The sequence below is a fragment of the Neorhizobium sp. SOG26 genome, assembly GCF_003491345.1.
GTDB lineage: Bacteria > Pseudomonadota > Alphaproteobacteria > Rhizobiales > Rhizobiaceae > Neorhizobium > Neorhizobium turbinariae.
Genome location: NZ_CP025512.1, coordinates 1,216,814 through 1,232,135, shown reverse-complemented (window position 1 = coordinate 1,232,135; position 15,322 = coordinate 1,216,814). Strand labels below are relative to the sequence as shown.

Sequence of the window (15,322 nt, the reverse complement as noted above, 5' to 3'; positions counted from 1 at the left end):
CACGCAATTCAAAAAGGGAAACACATGGCTGAAGCCCAACCCAAAAACCTGACAGTGTCGGCAACCGACGTCGCCGTCGAGATCACCAACATGAACAAGTGGTATGGCGACTTCCACGTTCTGCGCGACATCAACCTCAAGGTGATGAAGGGCGAGCGCATCGTCATCGCCGGGCCTTCCGGCTCCGGCAAGTCCACGATGATCCGCTGCATCAACCGGCTGGAAGAACACCAGTCCGGGAGCATCGTTGTCGACGGCATCGAACTGACCAACGACCTGAAGAAGATCGATGAAGTGCGCCGCGAAGTCGGCATGGTGTTCCAGCACTTCAACCTGTTCCCGCATCTGACGATTCTCGAAAACTGCACCCTGGCGCCGATCTGGGTGCGCAAGATGCCGAAGAAGGAAGCCGAAGAGATCGCGATGCACTACCTGAAGCGCGTCAAGATCCCCGAACAGGCCCACAAATATCCCGGCCAGTTGTCCGGTGGCCAGCAGCAACGCGTCGCAATCGCCCGCTCGCTCTGCATGAAGCCGAAGATCATGCTCTTCGACGAGCCGACATCGGCGCTTGACCCGGAAATGGTGAAGGAAGTTCTCGACACCATGGTGAGCCTTGCCGAAGAAGGCATGACCATGCTCTGCGTCACCCACGAAATGGGCTTTGCGCGCCAGGTAGCCAATCGCGTGATCTTCATGGACCAGGGTCAGATCGTCGAGCAGAACTCACCGGCCGAGTTCTTCGACAACCCGCAACACGAACGCACCCGGCTCTTCCTCAGCCAGATCCTTCACTAGGTGGACAAACAAGGGGCGCTGCGGCGCCCCTCTCCTTTTGTGGCGCCTCGCACCGCAAGCATTTCCACTGCGTGTGCGCGCCTTCCCTGCCGCGTCCACCGGCGCCTTTGCTCCCCGGAACGTATCATCCAACATCTCCGGGGAACTTCCACGGAACGTCTGTGTGCCTCGGTCTGTTACAGACGAGCACGGAAAGGAGCAGCTATGTCTGACAATCAAGCGATGGATGGAACCGATCGCACGGCGGTCTCGCTGGATGAGGAGCGTGAGGTCGATGCCTTCGCCGACAGGCACAGCCTCCCCAAGGAGGCAGCCATCGAGATCATCCGGCAGGCGCGCGGCAATCGCGTCGCCGCAGATGAACTGGCGAAGAACTACACGGCGCGCGCCTAGGCATTTCCAGGTCGGGCACGTCTGTCTGATAGTTTAAAAGATGGTCCGGCAGTGTGGCGACCCCTGTAGGACTCGAACCTACGACCTGCTGCTTAGAAGGCAGCTGCTCTATCCAGTTGAGCTAAGGGGCCGTTCAAGGCAGCGCGAGCGGCGCTGCCTACCAATTCTTCAGTGCGTCCAAGGCTGGATGCGGTTGAAGCGGAAATTGTCGGTATAAGAAACCACCTGACGGTTCGCCTGCTTCGGCGGGATCACACGGTATTCGATGCCCTCACGCTTGGCATAGGCTTCGGCCTGCTCCTGCGTTTCAAACGTCAGGCGCACTTGCTGTTTCGTGTCTGCAGAAGAGGTATAACCCAGGATCGGGTCGATGCGCTTGGGACCTTCCTGGTCGAATTCCAGAACCCACAGATGCGTCTTGGCTTTGCCAGATTGCATGGCGGTTTTGGCGGGACGAAAGATCTTAGCAGGCATTCCTGAAACGCTCCATCAGCTGACGCAGAACGTTGCACCACCTGAAAGCGTGGTCGGAGTGGAGAGATTCGAACTCCCGACCCTCTGGTCCCAAACCAGATGCGCTACCAGACTGCGCTACACTCCGTCCTACGTTGGTTGCGAGATACACGGTTCCCTTCGGGGCCGCAATACCCAAATCCAACAATGTTTATCCCACTGAAAAGATGCAGTGGATTACCACTTGTTGCCGATGCGCTTGGAGACAGCTTTGTCGCCAACACTGACGCCCAAACGGTTGGCGGTGCCTGCATTGAGCTCCAGCACAAACTTCACCGCTCCGCGTGAGTCGATCACATCGCGCGAATACGGCACGGTGTTTTCCCGAATGTGGGAGATCGTGCCATCACCCTGGATGAACAGCATGTCGAGCGGGAGAACCGTGTTCTCCATCCACATGCCAACCTGCCGGGGCAGGCCGAAATCGAACAACATGCCGTGATCCGGCGCCATAGACTTGCGGAACATCAGCCCCTGCTGACGTTGAGCGTCGGTGAGCGCGAGTTCGACGGTGAACTTATGCGTCTTGCCCGCCTTCGTCTGGATCGCGAGCTCCTCGCGGGGAAAGGTAACGTCTTGGGCGGCCGCGAATGCGGCACCCACAAAGACAAAAAGCGCCACAAGGGCGCTTTGGAGAACTGCTGAATATGACAAACGCATCAGTGTGACCGGCTCACGGGGTTTGGATTGTCGGGATGGATTTCCGCTGCCATCAGACCCTTATCGCCAGGCCCGAAGCGTACCAGAACGACCTGGCCCGGACGAAGTTCCGTGAGGCCGAAGCGACGCAACGTTTCCATATGAACGAAGATGTCCTCGGTCCCCTCGCCGCGGGTCAGGAAGCCAAACCCCTTGGTGCGGTTGAACCACTTCACCAGCGCCCGTTCCAGGCCGCTCGTTGCCGTCACCTGGACATGCGTGCGCACCGGCGGAAGCTGCGACGGGTGAACGGCCGTCGACTGATCCATGGAAAGGATGCGGAATGCCTGGTAACCGCGGTCCCGCTTCTGGATGAGGGCCACGATGCGCGTGCCTTCCAGGATGGTCTGGTAGCCGTCGCGCCGAAGGCAGGTCACATGCAGGAGAACATCCTGCATCCCGTTGTCAGGAACGATGAATCCGAAGCCCTTCGCCACGTCGAACCACTTCACGACGCCGGTAATCTCGATCAATTCGACCGGTTCGCCCGCGAGTTCCTCGAAAGTGGCAACGCCCTTCGACGACATCCTGTCTGCCATATCCTGTCGGCCCCTCGATTACGCGTTACACCTGACGATTAACTGATTCTTAGAGGATAGATTAACATCCCGGTAACCGTCTAGCGCAAGACCCTGCCTTGGCTTTATCCACCTTGACGTCTATTCCGGAAGCCTTGCTCGAGGCTGGCGCGAGCACATATTCGCAGCGCCATCCGGCACTTTTTTCTGCGTTTCGCTCAGGGAGAATAAGAATGCGCTATCTACACACCATGGTGCGGGTCAAGGACCTGGACGCCTCGCTTCATTTCTACACAACGCTGTTCGGCCTGAAGGAAATCCGCAGTAGCGAAAACGAGAAGGGCCGGTTCACGCTGGTCTTCCTTGCAGCACCGGAGGACATCGCATCGGGCGACCCGAGCAAGGCGCCCTGCCTTGAGCTGACTTACAACTGGGATGCCGAGGACTATACCGGCGGCCGCAACTTCGGCCACCTCGCTTATGAAGTCGACAACATCTACGACTTCTGCAAGCACCTGCAGGACAACGGCATCACCATCAACCGCCCGCCACGGGAAGGTCGCATGGCCTTTGTGCGCTCGCCGGATGGCATTTCGATCGAGATCCTGCAGAAGGGCGAGAATCTGCCGGTTGCCGAACCCTGGGCGTCCGCGCCGAATATCGGAAGCTGGTAAAATCATTCGCGGCGGTCGTCCATGGCCGCCGCACCTTTGGCGAAGCTTGCTCCAGGCTGTTGCTGCCCTCGTCCTGACACATTGGGCGCTTGTCCGCGCGAAGCCCCGGTCCGATGCTGTCGGACATGATTCGCGGCATGATGCGCGCGACATGAGCTGACGGGGCAAAAATTGCATTCAGTGCCTTCCACCATCCCGCGCGCCAGACTTCTTCTGGTGGTAGCCGGGCTCTCGCTCCTCAGCCTTGCAGGATGCACGTCCACGAAGAAGGTGGCCGAAGATTCGCCGGCAGCCTCACCGCGCAACGCCATCCCGGAAGCCCTGAAACGCGATCTCGCCAATGGCGGAACAACTGTGTCGGTTGCCCGACCCTCGCCTGCCAATCCTGAAGAAGCGGCCCGGATGGCCGCAGTGGCCGACGCTTCGGCATCCACACCGGAAGATGCCTTCCCGCCGGCACCGGAGCAGCCGGTGCAGAATCCCATGGCGGGTCTTGCCACGCAGCCCACGGGCGTGCGCGCTGGTACCGGTACCATTTTCTCCGCCGCACCACCCCTTCCTGCCGCCACCGATCCGTCCGCCACCGGGCCCGTACCGGCAAACCTGCCGCGCCGGAACTTCAACGCCATGACGGCGAGCGTTTACAGCGCGCCGCAAGCCGTTCCCGCCACCGCATGTGGCGTTGATCCACAAACCGGGGCAGAGCTAAGCTGCTGAAAAGCCCGGATCTTCGGGGTTCTTTGCGCCTTTCGAAGGTCTTCCGGATTTTTTTGCAGGAAAGATGATTTTGGCGCTTGCGGGAAAGAAATCGCCTCTCTATAAGGGCGCCACAACGAAGCGCACGCGCCCTTCGTCTATCGGTTAGGACACCAGATTTTCATTCTGGGAAGAGGGGTTCGACTCCCCTAGGGCGTGCCACTTCTCCTTCTTCCAAAACATCATCTTTCGTTACTAAGCGCTTTGCGCTGCTCGCTTTTCTCCTTCTGAAAAAAGTTTCACCCGACAGTGTTTTTCGTACAGATTCCGCTTGCGGAGTGAAAGCTGCCTGACTATAAGGGCGCCACACACGAAGCGCACGCGCCCTTCGTCTATCGGTTAGGACACCAGATTTTCATTCTGGGAAGAGGGGTTCGACTCCCCTAGGGCGTGCCACTTCTCTCTCCAAGAAAAATCACTTAGCCTGCACGAGCCGCGTCCAGCACGCGGAGCTGAATGCGGCGATTTCCCTGCCACTGGTCTGCGCTCAGGCAACCTGCCACGTGAATCTGGCTGCCGCGCGAATTGAGCAGCATGTTGCCGAGCGGCGTTTCAGCAGCACGGAACGCGATTCCTTCAAGCCGTGCGCCATCGGCAGCTTCCAGCGTAATCTTCACATGGGCGGTCCCGACGAGCCGAGCGTCCTTCAGGCGGTGCGCGGGAATCGCAAAGATCGGCTGCGAATGGCCCGAGCCATAAGGGCCCGCCTGTTCGAGCACGTCAAAGAGGTCCAGCGTAACGCCGGAGGCCGAAAGCGCGCCGTCGATCTTCAGTACGTGATTAGCGACAAGCGCCGGCACGCTCTCCCCCGACTTCTCCTCGAAGAAGGCACGCAGTCGCCCGAGATTCGCCCGCTCGACCGTGAGGCCCGCTGCCATGGCGTGACCGCCGCCCTTGACCAGCAGGCCTTCCTCGACGGCCGCACGTACCATGCGTCCCATGTCGAAGCCATTGATCGAGCGGCCCGACCCGGTTCCCTTGCCGGAAGGATCAAAAGAGATCGCGAAGGCTGGCCGCTTGAACTTCTCCTTCAGGCGCGCTGCGATGAGCCCGACGATTCCCGGGTGCCAGCTGTCGCGCGCCGCCACGATGACACAGGCATTCTCACCGGTACCGTATTCAGCGAGCACTTCGGACTCCGCTTCTGCAAGCATCGCCGCCTCCATGGCCTGCCGCTCGCGGTTGAGGTCGTCCAGGCGCCCGGCAATCTCCTCAGCCTCGACCGCGTCATCAAGCGTCAGCAGTCGGCTTCCGAGAGCGGCGTCACCGATCCGGCCACCGGCATTGATTCGCGGCCCGACGAGGAACCCGAAATGATAAGGCGTCACGGGCCTGCCTAGACCCGCCTTGCGAAACAAGGCAGCTAGCCCTTGGTTGCCCATGTGGCGCGCGGCAAGCAGTCCCTTCACCACGTAAGCGCGGTTCAGGCCCTTCAGGGGCACAACGTCACAGACGGTGGCCAGCGCGACCAGATCAAGCCAGCCGAGTAGATCAAGAGACTTGGCGCGGGAATCACCCCGCTCGCGCATCAGCCGTGCCGCACCAACGAGCACCATGAAGACAACGCCGGCAGCACACAGATGCCCCTGCCCCGACAGATCATCCTCTCGGTTCGGGTTGACCAGCGCATGGCACGGCGGCAGCTCGTGGCTGAGTTGGTGATGGTCGATCACCACCACATCGCAGCCCTCGTCGCGCGCCGCAGCAAGCGCCTCATGGCTGGTTGAACCGCAGTCGACGGTGACGATCAGGCCAGCACCATTGGCGATCAGTTGGCGGATGGCGGATGGATTGGGGCCGTAGCCTTCGAATATGCGGTCCGGGATGTAGATTTCCGCCTCGACATCAAAATGCCGCAGGAAGCGATACAGAAGGGCGGAGGACGAGGCGCCGTCGACGTCGTAGTCGCCAAAGATCGCCACTTTTTCCCCGCGGTCGATCGCACGCGTCAGCCGGTACACAGCCTTCTCGCAGTCGGTCAGGGTGTAGGGATCTGGCATCAGGGCGCGGATGGTCGGGTTCAGGAATGCAGGTGCGTCATCCAGCGATACCCCCCGCCCCGCCAGCACCCGGGCCACGAGTTCCGGAATACCGTGCACCTGCGAGATCGCCAGCGCGCGGTTTTGTGCCGCCTGATCCAGGCGCGAGATCCAGCGCTGGTCACCGACGGAGCGTTCGACATTGAGGAAAGCGCGCGGAACGGGATCCACCGTTTCCGCTGCCGGGGAGATCGCAGACACAAACTTGTTCATCGGCTGCTTCTACTGCATTTCCGCGCCAAGCGGAATCGCTTTGAGTTTCTGCCGAGAAGCGCCAGTGAATCAGAGGTCCTTCGGCCGCTCGATGCGGATGACCTGCGGCTCGCCAACGAGATAGCTCTCGCTCTTGATCGCCTCGACCGCCTTGCGGATCGAATCTTCCATCGTCGCGTGAGTGACGAGGATAATGGTCTTCGCCGTTTCGGCACTGTCCGGATTTGCGCGCTGGACGATGGATTCAAGCGAGATGGCGTTCTCGGCCATGCGTGCCGCAATGCTTGCGAAGACACCGGTTCGGTCAGCAACCGTCAGGCGGATGAAATAGCCACCTTCATGGCTTTGCATCTGGGCGCGCTTGTAGGGCGCCAGCGCAGCCGCTGGTGTTCCGAGCACCGGCACGCGCTGCGCGCCGGGACGGCTCTTGGCGATATCGGCAATATCACCCAGGACGGAAGACGCGGTGGCGTTGCCGCCGGCGCCGGGGCCCACCATCAGGAGTTCGCCCAGGATATCGGATTCGATGGCGACCGCATTGGTCACGCCATCGACCTGCGCGATGACTGAGTCGTAGGGCACCATGGTCGGGTGGACGCGCTGCTCGATGCCGCTTTCGGTCCGCTGCGCAACGCCGAGGAGCTTGATGCGGTAGCCGAGGTCTGACGCCGCGCGGATGTCCTCGATCGAAATATTGGTGATGCCTTCGAGATAGATCTCGTCCGCAGCAATCTGCGTTCCGAAGGCAAGCGTCGTCAGGATCGCGAGCTTGTGGGCGGTATCATTGCCTTCAATGTCGAAGGCAGGATCGGCTTCGGCATAACCAAGCCGCTGCGCCTCCTTGAGGCAGTCGGCAAAGGACAGGCCTTCCTTCTCCATCCGGGTCAGGATGTAGTTGCAGGTGCCGTTCATGATCCCGTAGACGCGGGAAACCGTGTTGCCGGTGAGCGACTCGCGCAGCGCCTTGATGACCGGGATGCCACCGGCAACCGCTGCCTCGAAATTGAGGAGTGCGCCCTTCTCTTCGGCGATCTTGGCAAGTTCGACGCCGGAGGCTGCGAGCAATGCCTTGTTGGCCGTCACCACATGGAGACCGCGCTCCAATGCGGCGCGAACCGAGTTCGCCGCGGCGCCTTCGGCACCGCCGACGAGCTCCACGAAGACATCGATATCGGCTTCGCGGGCCAGTTGCTCAGGCGTATCAAACCACTGGATGCGGGAGATGTCGATGCCGCGGTCACGCGTCCTGTCGCGCGCCGTGACGGCAGTGATCTCGATGGCACGGCCGCAGGTCGTCGCAAGTTCGTTCGCGCGGTTCTGGATGATCCGAACGAGTGAGGCACCCACGGTGCCGAGACCCGCAATGCCGACCTTCAGGGCATCTGCCATGGTTTTTCTTCCTGCTTGCTTGGGAGGCGGTGGCTCCGGGCGAGCCACCGGGGGTAGGTTTGTCTAGTTCAGCGACGCGTGTTGAGCGAGATCACGTTGTGCATCGTGTCATCGGCCGTCGAGAGGAACTTCTTGATGTTGCGCGCAGCCTGGCGGATGCGATGCTCGTTCTCAACGAGCGCGAGGCGGACATAGTCATCCCCCTGCTCGCCGAAACCGACGCCAGGAGCAACCGCAACATCAGCCTTCTCGACGAGGAGCTTGGAGAATTCCAGGCTGCCAAGATGGCGGAACTTTTCCGGGATCTTCGCCCAGGCAAACATGGTCGCAGCCGGCGGCGGCACTTCGAAACCCGCCTTGCCGAAGCTTTCCACCATCACGTCGCGGCGACGCTTGTAGACGTTGCGCACCTCGGCGATGTCGGAGCCATCACCGTTCAGCGCGTGTGTCGCGGCCACCTGGATTGGCGTGAAGGCACCGTAGTCGAGGTAGGACTTCACGCGCGTCAGTGCCGAGATCAGCCGTTCGTTGCCGACGGCAAACCCCATGCGCCAGCCGGGCATCGAAAACGTCTTCGACATGGACGTGAATTCAACGGTCACATCCATCGCGCCGGGAACTTCCAGAACGGATGGTGGCGGCGCGTCGTTGAAGTAGATTTCCGAGTAGGCAAGGTCCGACAGCACGATGATGTCGTGCTTCTTCGCAAAGGCGATGACGTCCTTGTAGAAGTCGAGCGTCGCAACGTAAGCCGTCGGGTTCGACGGATAGTTGAGGATCAGCGCCAGCGGCTTCGGAATCGAGTGCCGAACTGCGCGCTCCAGCGGCGGGAAGAAGCTCTCGTCCGGCTCCACCGACATGGAGCGGATTACGCCACCTGCCATCAGGAAGCCGAAGGCATGGATCGGATAGGTCGGGTTCGGGCACAGGATGACGTCGCCGGGCGCCGTGATCGCCTGCGCCATGTTGGCGAAGCCTTCCTTCGAACCCAGTGTCGCAACGACCTGGGTTTCCGGGTTGAGCTTCACGCCGAAGCGGCGGGCGTAATATGCGGCCTGCGCGCGGCGCAGGCCAGGAATGCCCTTGGATGAAGAATAACGGTGGGTGCGCGGGTCCTGGACCACTTCGCACAGCTTGTCGACGATCGCCTTGGGCGTCGGAAGGTCCGGGTTGCCCATGCCGAGATCGATAATGTCGGCGCCACCCGCTCGCGCGCTCGCTTTCAAACGGTTGACCTGTTCGAAAACGTAGGGCGGCAGGCGCCTGACTTTATGAAACTCTTCCATAGCTCCCTCGGGCTCAGTGTGACGAGATGCAAAGGCGCGCGTTGCTTCGCGCACCGGCGCATCTTAAGCGATTTGTGCTTTGCGACCAAACAGAGCGAAAGGCAAGCCCCAATTACCGGGCATTTCAGCGTGCGATGTTGGCCTGCGCGTCCTTGCCATGCTCGGCGGCGAGCTTGCGATACTCCGCCACCCGGCGATTGTACTCAGCCTCGGAGATGGAGCCGTTCTGGCGGGCCCGCGCCAAGCTGGCGAGCCGCGGCTCGGTCTTCCGGTAGTCGTCGTCCTCGATCTGCTCCGCAGCAGCACGCAAGGTCGGGCTGAAGGTCGGATAGACGCCGGTATTGCGCTTGACGATGGGGCCTGGAGGCGGTGCCGCACCGCTCTGGGTGATTACAGCTGGAGGCGGCGTGTTGGGAATACCGTCATCAAGAGCAAAGCTCTGGCTGTTGCAGCCCGACAGCAGAGGCGCACAGGCAGCCATGACCAGAAGCGACGAGCCAACCCTTGCCTGCCTCAGTTTTTCCATCTCAACAACCTACCTAACCGAGTCGCCGGATCCCCTGAAGCGCCGGCCGCTGGACTTGTATTCACTTTCAGGGACAATGTACAAACGAAAACAGCCGACAACCAGTGGGGAGGCCACGCGTGGCGGAAAAGACCGAGCAAAAAGGGGCGGCTGGACAGGGTTTTCCAGGCTTTGATCCCCGGTCGGTCGAGGCCTACGTGGTCAAGGATCCGCAGACGCTGGCCATGAACCTTGCGCGCGCCGCAGAAAATCTCGGCAAGGCTGCATCTGAATGGCTCGGGCCCCGCGAGCGCGGCGAAATCCCTAATCCCGACACCAACCCGCTGAACGACCTGGTGAAGACGCTCTCCGCCGTCACCGAATACTGGATGGCGGACCCGAAGCGGACGCTCGAGGCGCAGACGCTTCTTTTCTCAAGCTATATGGGCATCTGGACGCGGACGTTGAACCAGTTCAGCGGGGTTCCGGTCGAAGCCGAGGCGCCGACCAAGGATAAGCGGTTCGCCGACGAAGACTGGATCAAGAACCCGTTCTTTGCACTGCTGCGGCAGGTCTACCTCGTCACCGCATCCTGGGCTGAAAAGCTCGTCGATGAGGCCGAGGGACTGGATGCGCATACGAAACACAAGGCCGCCTTTTATGTGAAGCAGATCACGGCTGCCCTGTCTCCCGCCAACTTCGCCGTCACCAATCCGGAAGTTTACCGCGAGACGGTCGCCACCAATGGTGCCAATTTTGTCGCCGGTATGAAGATGCTTGCCGAAGACATCGCTGCCGGCCGTGGTGAGTTGCGGCTTCGCCATACCGATTCCACCAAGTTCGCCATCGGCCGCAACATCGCCCTCACCCCTGGCAAAGTGATTGCCCAGAACGAGGTCTGTGAGGTCCTTCAGTACGAGGCAAACACGGACACGGTGCTGAAGCGCCCGCTCCTTATCTGCCCGCCATGGATCAACAAGTTCTACATTCTTGATCTCAACCCGGAAAAAAGCTTCATCAAGTGGTGCGTCGACCAGGGCCACACAGTCTTCGTGATCTCCTGGGTCAACCCGGATGAACGCCACGCAAAGAAGGACTGGGCGTCCTACATGCGCGAAGGGATCGACTTCGCGCTTGAGACGGTCGAAAAGGCAACGGGCGAGAAGAAGGTCAATGCAATCGGTTATTGCGTCGGCGGCACCTTGCTCGCGGCCACCCTCGCCTACCACGCCAAGACTAGGAACAGCCGCATCGCGTCCGTCACCTTCCTGACCACCCAGGTTGATTTCGAACACGCGGGCGATCTCAAGGTCTTTGTCGACGAAGAACAGCTCGAGGCGATCGAGAAGCAGATGGAGTCGGTGGGCTACCTCGACGGCTCGAAGATGGCGACAGCCTTCAACATGCTGCGCGCCTCGGAACTGATCTGGCCCTACGTGGTCAACAACTACCTCAAGGGCCAGGAGCCGCTGCCCTTCGACCTGCTGCACTGGAATTCAGACTCGACCCGCATGGCGGCAGCCAACCATGCCTTCTATCTGCGCAACTGCTACCTCAACAACGCATTGAGCAAGGGCGAGATGAAGCTGGGGGATAAGGTCATCTCGCTCAAGGACATCAAGATCCCGGTCTACAATCTCGCCACCCGCGAGGATCACATTGCGCCGGCAAAGTCGGTCTTCCTGGGTTCGGAACTGTTCGGTGGTCCAGTCGATTTCGTCCTGTCCGGCTCCGGCCACATTGCCGGCGTCGTCAATCCGCCAGCCAAGCAGAAGTATCAGTTCTGGGTTGGCGAGAAGCCGACGGGCTCCTATGAGGACTGGCTGGCGAAGGCGGAGGAAACCGGGGGCTCCTGGTGGCCGCACTGGCATGCCTGGGTGGAAGGGAAGGATGCGACGCGCGTGCCGGCCCGCAAACCCGGCGGCTCCGCCTTGAACGCAATCGCCGATGCGCCCGGCACCTACGTTCTGGAGCGCGCCTGAGACGTCACCAACCGGCGACACACCCAGGCACAAGACCGAGCCTCTCCTGCGACCCGTCGTTCCGCGAAAGGAAATGCAGAAACCTGCTCCGTTTTGATGGACGAGACGGGCCCGGCTGCTTTATGAACAAGAAGATTACGAGAGAAGAACAATGGTCAACTATATCGAAGCCGTATCCGCACCCATGAAGAACACGGGTGCGATCCGTCTTTACGACCCGGCGACGGATTTTGCGGGCATGCGCAAGGCGTGCCTTCTGACGGCACGCTGCCTGGATGAACTGGCCGCGATCATCCAGCCTGGCGTCACCACAAGCGCAATCGACCGATTCGTGTTCGAGTTCGGCATGGATCACGGCGCGCTGCCGGCGACTTTGGATTACCGTGGCTACAAATATTCCGTCTGCACCTCCATCAACCACGTGGTCTGCCATGGCATGCCGGAAGACAAGCCGCTGCGCGAGGGCGACATCGTCAACATCGATGTGACCTATATCCTCGACGGCTGGCATGGCGACTCGAGCCGGATGTATCCGGTCGGGCAGATCAAGCGCGCCGCCGAACGGCTGCTGGAAGTCACCTATGAGTGCCTTATGCGCGGCATCGCCGAGGTGAAGCCCGGCGCCCGCACCGGCGCGATCGGCCAGGCGATCCAGACCTATGCCGAAGGCGAACGCTGCTCGGTCGTGCGCGATTTCTGCGGCCATGGCGTCGGACGGTTGTTCCACGATTCGCCGAACATCCTGCACTATGGGCGCGCCGACGAAGGTCCGGAAATCAAGGAAGGCATGATCTTCACGATCGAGCCGATGATCAATCTCGGCAAGCCGCATGTGAAGGTGCTTTCGGACGGCTGGACAGCCGTTACACGCGACCGCTCGCTTTCGGCGCAATACGAGCACGCGATTGGCGTGACGGCGACCGGCTGCGAAATCTTCACCTTGTCGCCTGCCGGTCTGGACCGGCCGGGCCTGCCGCCGCTGACGAGCTGACATGGCAAGACGTCCAGCCCCGCCGCCGGACGTACAAACCTCCCTGTTGGAGGATGAGCGAGGCTTTTTCGCCGAGCAGGTGATCAAGCCGAAGGGCAGCAAGAAAGCGCCTGCTGCCGTCAAGCCCGACACAGCCGTTCACTATCACGGTCATCGCGACCGCGTGCGCGCCAAGTACCGCGAGCACGGTGACGCGGCGCTCGCCGACTATGAGATCCTCGAGCTTTATCTTTTCCGCTCGATCCCGCAGCGTGACACAAAGCCCTTGGCGAAAGCCCTGCTCGACCGCTTCGGTACGCTCGCCGGCGTGTTTGGAGCACCGATCTCCCTGCTGCAGGAGGTGAAGGGCGTTGGCGAAGGTGTTGCCGTTGACCTCAAACTGGTGGCCACGGTGGCGCAGCGGATGCTGAAAAGCGGCGTCCGCAACAAGCAGGTCCTCAGTTCCTGGTCATCCGTCATCGACTACTGCCAGGCTGTCATGGCCTACGAGACGCGCGAGCAGTTCCGCATCCTGTTTCTCGACAAACGCAATGTTCTGATTGCCGACGAGGTGCAGGGACAAGGTACAGTGGACCACACGCCAGTCTACCCGCGCGAGGTGGTAAGGCGCGCGCTCGAACTTTCTGCAACCGCCATCATCCTCGTCCATAATCATCCAAGTGGTGATCCGACGCCCTCGCGCGCGGATATCGACATGACGAAAACCATCGTCGACACGGCAAAACCGCTTGGCATCACCGTCCACGATCATATCATTATCGGCAAGGACGGCCATGTCAGCCTCAAGGGCCTGCGGCTTTTCTAGTTGCGCGCATAGATAAGGCACCACCCTCGGCCGTGTGTCGCCCAGACTTGAAACACTGTGTCTACGTCTTTGTTATTGCAGTGCATCGTCGGCAATCAAACCTTTAGGAAAGATTGCTAGACAAGAACCGACAACCTCGCTGGCAGCGAGAAGTGAGCGGAGCATTTTCATGAACCATTACGACCTCATCGTCGTCGGCAGCGGCCCTGCTGGTCGGCGCGCAGCCATTCAGGCCGCAAAACTTGGCAAAAAGGTTGTGGTGATCGAACAGGGAAAACGGGTCGGCGGTGTTTCGGTCCATACCGGAACGATCCCGTCCAAGACCCTTCGCGAGACGGCCTTGAACCTCACCGGCTGGCGCGAACGCGGATTTTACGGTCGCGCCTACCGCGTCAAGCAGGAGATCAGCGCCGATGACCTGCGCCGCCGGCTGCTGATCACGCTGGACCACGAGGTCGAGGTGCTCGAACACCAGTTCGCCCGCAATCGCGTACAGCACATCCGCGGCACCGCGAGCTTCGTCACACCGGATACGCTGGAGATTTTGAAGGACGATGGCGAGACGATGCACGTCGCCGGCACCTCGATCCTGCTCGCCGTCGGCACCAAGCCGTTTCGCCCGGACTACATCCCATTCGATGGCAAGTCGGTGATCGACAGCGATGAGTTGCTGGACATCGAAGAGCTGCCGCGTTCCATGGTCGTCATCGGCGCGGGCGTCATCGGCATCGAATATGCAACGATCTTCTCCGCGCTCGATATTGCCGTCACGGTCATCGATCCAAAGACGACGATGCTGGACTTCATCGACAAGGAAATCATCGAAGACTTCACCTACCAGCTGCGCGACCGGAACATGAAGCTGCTTCTCGGGCAGCGAGCGGAGAAGGTGGAGCGCCTGCCCGATGGCAAGGTTTCCGTGAAGGTCGATTCCGGCCGCACCATCGTTACCGACATGGTGCTGTTTGCCGCCGGTCGCATGGGCGCCACCGAGTCGCTCAACCTGCCGGCCGCAGGCCTGGAAGCAGACAGCCGCGGACGCCTGAAGGTGAACCCGGAAACGTTCGAGACCTCGGTGAAGGGCATCTTCGCGGCAGGCGACGTCGTGGGCTTCCCGAGCCTTGCCTCCACCTCCATGGAGCAAGGCCGCATCGCCGCGCGCGTTGCGGTTGGCGAGATCGCCATGGAGCCGCAGAAATATTTCCCCTACGGCATCTACGCCGTCCCGGAAATCTCCACCTGCGGCCTCACCGAAGAAGAGATGAAGGAGCGCGGCATCCCGTATGAGTGCGGGATCGCGAGGTTCCGCGAAACGTCGCGTGGCCATATCATGGGCCTCGACACCGGCATGCTGAAGCTGATCTTTTCGCTGAAGACCCGCCGCCTTCTCGGCGTCCATATCGTCGGCGAAGGCGCGACCGAGCTTGTCCATATCGGTCAGGCGGTGCTGAACCTCAAAGGCACGGTTGAGTATTTCGTCGAAAATACCTTCAACTACCCAACGCTTGCCGAAGCCTACAAGATCGCCGGCCTTGATGCGTGGAACCGCATGGGCGTCGGCCCGAAGGAAGCGCCGGTCGCGACGGCACAGTCCACCGATTCGACGGCAACACCTCTGCCAGACAAGCCGGCACCGGCGAAGGCAAAGCTTGCCGCCTCCAAGTGAGGCGGCTCCAGCCAAACAGGCGAAGCCAGAACGACATGCAATAAAAAAGCCGCCTCGAAAGGCGGCTTCTTTTTTGAGATCCAGAAGGATCGATA

At 60.8% G+C, this 15,322-nt stretch carries 15 protein-coding genes and 4 tRNA genes; 10 read left to right on the top strand and 9 right to left on the bottom strand.

Annotation, left to right across the window (positions count from 1 at the left end; translation table 11 throughout):
* Positions 1–24 precede the first annotated feature (24 nt).
* Together CYG48_RS06250 and CYG48_RS06245 are read left to right on the top strand one after the other, a co-directional pair.
* The gene (locus CYG48_RS06250; protein ID WP_118849578.1) at positions 25–798 is read left to right on the top strand and encodes an amino acid ABC transporter ATP-binding protein; all 774 of its coding nucleotides are present in this window, start codon (positions 25–27) and stop codon (positions 796–798) included.
* Positions 799–1,002: 204 nt separating this feature from the next.
* A complete protein-coding gene (locus tag CYG48_RS06245; protein WP_118849577.1) occupies positions 1,003–1,191 on the top strand; it encodes a hypothetical protein in 189 nt (62 codons plus the stop codon).
* Between the two features lie 54 nt (positions 1,192–1,245).
* Here CYG48_RS06245 and CYG48_RS06240 read toward each other — a convergent pair.
* The 5 genes from CYG48_RS06240 to CYG48_RS06220 all read right to left on the bottom strand — a co-directional run bounded on the left by CYG48_RS06240 (position 1,246) and on the right by CYG48_RS06220 (position 2,942).
* Positions 1,246–1,322: transfer RNA gene (locus CYG48_RS06240), tRNA-Arg, on the bottom strand.
* 37 nt (positions 1,323–1,359) lie between these two features.
* Positions 1,360–1,665: an ETC complex I subunit gene (locus tag CYG48_RS06235; RefSeq protein ID WP_118849576.1), complete on the bottom strand. Its 306-nt coding sequence runs from the start codon at positions 1,663–1,665 to the stop codon at positions 1,360–1,362.
* Positions 1,666–1,715: 50 nt separating this feature from the next.
* Positions 1,716–1,792 (bottom strand) — tRNA-Pro (locus CYG48_RS06230).
* Positions 1,793–1,881: 89 nt separating this feature from the next.
* The gene (locus CYG48_RS06225; RefSeq protein ID WP_118849575.1) at positions 1,882–2,364 is read right to left on the bottom strand and encodes a DUF192 domain-containing protein; all 483 of its coding nucleotides are present in this window, start codon (positions 2,362–2,364) and stop codon (positions 1,882–1,884) included.
* A complete protein-coding gene (locus tag CYG48_RS06220) occupies positions 2,364–2,942 on the bottom strand; it encodes a cold-shock protein (protein WP_118849574.1) in 579 nt (192 codons plus the stop codon). Before CYG48_RS06220 ends, CYG48_RS06225 begins: the two co-directional genes overlap by 1 nt.
* Positions 2,943–3,154: 212 nt before the next feature.
* Here CYG48_RS06220 and CYG48_RS06215 point away from each other — a divergent pair, with 212 nt between their 5' ends.
* The 4 genes from CYG48_RS06215 (at position 3,155) to CYG48_RS06200 (ending at position 4,747) form a co-directional block, all read left to right on the top strand.
* A complete protein-coding gene (locus tag CYG48_RS06215) occupies positions 3,155–3,595 on the top strand; it encodes a VOC family protein (RefSeq protein ID WP_118849573.1) in 441 nt (146 codons plus the stop codon).
* A 171-nt stretch (positions 3,596–3,766) separates the two neighbouring features.
* Positions 3,767–4,312 carry a hypothetical protein gene (locus tag CYG48_RS06210; protein ID WP_150132704.1) on the top strand — a complete coding sequence of 182 codons (546 nt, stop codon included), beginning with the start codon at positions 3,767–3,769 and terminating at the stop codon, positions 4,310–4,312.
* A 126-nt stretch (positions 4,313–4,438) separates the two neighbouring features.
* Positions 4,439–4,513: transfer RNA gene (locus tag CYG48_RS06205), tRNA-Glu, on the top strand.
* Positions 4,514–4,672: 159 nt separating this feature from the next.
* Positions 4,673–4,747: transfer RNA gene (locus CYG48_RS06200), tRNA-Glu, on the top strand.
* A gap of 23 nt (positions 4,748–4,770) precedes the next feature.
* On the opposite strand, the gene recJ is transcribed toward CYG48_RS06200, so the two are convergent.
* The 4 genes from recJ to CYG48_RS06180 all read right to left on the bottom strand — a co-directional run bounded on the left by recJ (position 4,771) and on the right by CYG48_RS06180 (position 9,804).
* Positions 4,771–6,603 (bottom strand): single-stranded-DNA-specific exonuclease RecJ, encoded by a 1,833-nt coding sequence (gene recJ, locus CYG48_RS06195; RefSeq protein ID WP_118849571.1) that lies wholly within the window; start codon positions 6,601–6,603, stop codon positions 4,771–4,773.
* A 69-nt stretch (positions 6,604–6,672) separates the two neighbouring features.
* Complete coding sequence (locus CYG48_RS06190) at positions 6,673–7,992, bottom strand: homoserine dehydrogenase (protein WP_118849570.1); 1,320 nt, start codon at positions 7,990–7,992, stop codon at positions 6,673–6,675.
* A gap of 68 nt (positions 7,993–8,060) precedes the next feature.
* Positions 8,061–9,278 carry an LL-diaminopimelate aminotransferase gene (locus CYG48_RS06185; RefSeq protein ID WP_118849569.1) on the bottom strand — a complete coding sequence of 406 codons (1,218 nt, stop codon included), beginning with the start codon at positions 9,276–9,278 and terminating at the stop codon, positions 8,061–8,063.
* A gap of 124 nt (positions 9,279–9,402) precedes the next feature.
* On the bottom strand, positions 9,403–9,804 hold the full coding sequence (locus CYG48_RS06180; protein ID WP_118849568.1) for a hypothetical protein: 402 nt from the start codon (positions 9,802–9,804) through the stop codon (positions 9,403–9,405).
* Positions 9,805–9,923: 119 nt separating this feature from the next.
* Between CYG48_RS06180 and phaC the strand changes: the two genes are divergently transcribed.
* The 4 genes from phaC to sthA all read left to right on the top strand — a co-directional run bounded on the left by phaC (position 9,924) and on the right by sthA (position 15,227).
* The gene (phaC, locus tag CYG48_RS06175; RefSeq protein ID WP_118849567.1) at positions 9,924–11,765 is read left to right on the top strand and encodes a class I poly(R)-hydroxyalkanoic acid synthase; all 1,842 of its coding nucleotides are present in this window, start codon (positions 9,924–9,926) and stop codon (positions 11,763–11,765) included.
* Positions 11,766–11,916: 151 nt separating this feature from the next.
* Entirely contained in the window at positions 11,917–12,756 is an 840-nt protein-coding gene (map, locus tag CYG48_RS06170) for a type I methionyl aminopeptidase (protein WP_118849566.1), read from the top strand.
* A gap of 1 nt (position 12,757) precedes the next feature.
* On the top strand, positions 12,758–13,561 hold the full coding sequence (gene radC / locus CYG48_RS06165) for a RadC family protein (protein WP_118849565.1): 804 nt from the start codon (positions 12,758–12,760) through the stop codon (positions 13,559–13,561).
* 169 nt (positions 13,562–13,730) lie between these two features.
* Complete coding sequence (gene sthA / locus CYG48_RS06160) at positions 13,731–15,227, top strand: Si-specific NAD(P)(+) transhydrogenase (RefSeq protein WP_118849564.1); 1,497 nt, start codon at positions 13,731–13,733, stop codon at positions 15,225–15,227.
* Positions 15,228–15,322 lie beyond the last annotated feature (95 nt).

Coding starts and splice junctions, on each gene's coding strand:
- radC (WP_118849565.1), top strand. CDS start 12,758: ATGGCAAGACGTCCAGCCCCGCCGCCGGACGTACAAACCTCCCTGTTG.
- CYG48_RS06235 (WP_118849576.1), bottom strand. CDS start 1,665: ATGCCTGCTAAGATCTTTCGTCCCGCCAAAACCGCCATGCAATCTGGC.
- CYG48_RS06190 (WP_118849570.1), bottom strand. CDS start 7,992: ATGGCAGATGCCCTGAAGGTCGGCATTGCGGGTCTCGGCACCGTGGGT.
- CYG48_RS06220 (WP_118849574.1), bottom strand. CDS start 2,942: ATGGCAGACAGGATGTCGTCGAAGGGCGTTGCCACTTTCGAGGAACTC.
- CYG48_RS06250 (WP_118849578.1), top strand. CDS start 25: ATGGCTGAAGCCCAACCCAAAAACCTGACAGTGTCGGCAACCGACGTC.
- CYG48_RS06215 (WP_118849573.1), top strand. CDS start 3,155: ATGCGCTATCTACACACCATGGTGCGGGTCAAGGACCTGGACGCCTCG.
- CYG48_RS06245 (WP_118849577.1), top strand. CDS start 1,003: ATGTCTGACAATCAAGCGATGGATGGAACCGATCGCACGGCGGTCTCG.
- sthA (WP_118849564.1), top strand. CDS start 13,731: ATGAACCATTACGACCTCATCGTCGTCGGCAGCGGCCCTGCTGGTCGG.
- recJ (WP_118849571.1), bottom strand. CDS start 6,603: ATGAACAAGTTTGTGTCTGCGATCTCCCCGGCAGCGGAAACGGTGGAT.
- CYG48_RS06180 (WP_118849568.1), bottom strand. CDS start 9,804: ATGGAAAAACTGAGGCAGGCAAGGGTTGGCTCGTCGCTTCTGGTCATG.
- map (WP_118849566.1), top strand. CDS start 11,917: ATGGTCAACTATATCGAAGCCGTATCCGCACCCATGAAGAACACGGGT.
- CYG48_RS06225 (WP_118849575.1), bottom strand. CDS start 2,364: ATGCGTTTGTCATATTCAGCAGTTCTCCAAAGCGCCCTTGTGGCGCTT.
- CYG48_RS06185 (WP_118849569.1), bottom strand. CDS start 9,278: ATGGAAGAGTTTCATAAAGTCAGGCGCCTGCCGCCCTACGTTTTCGAA.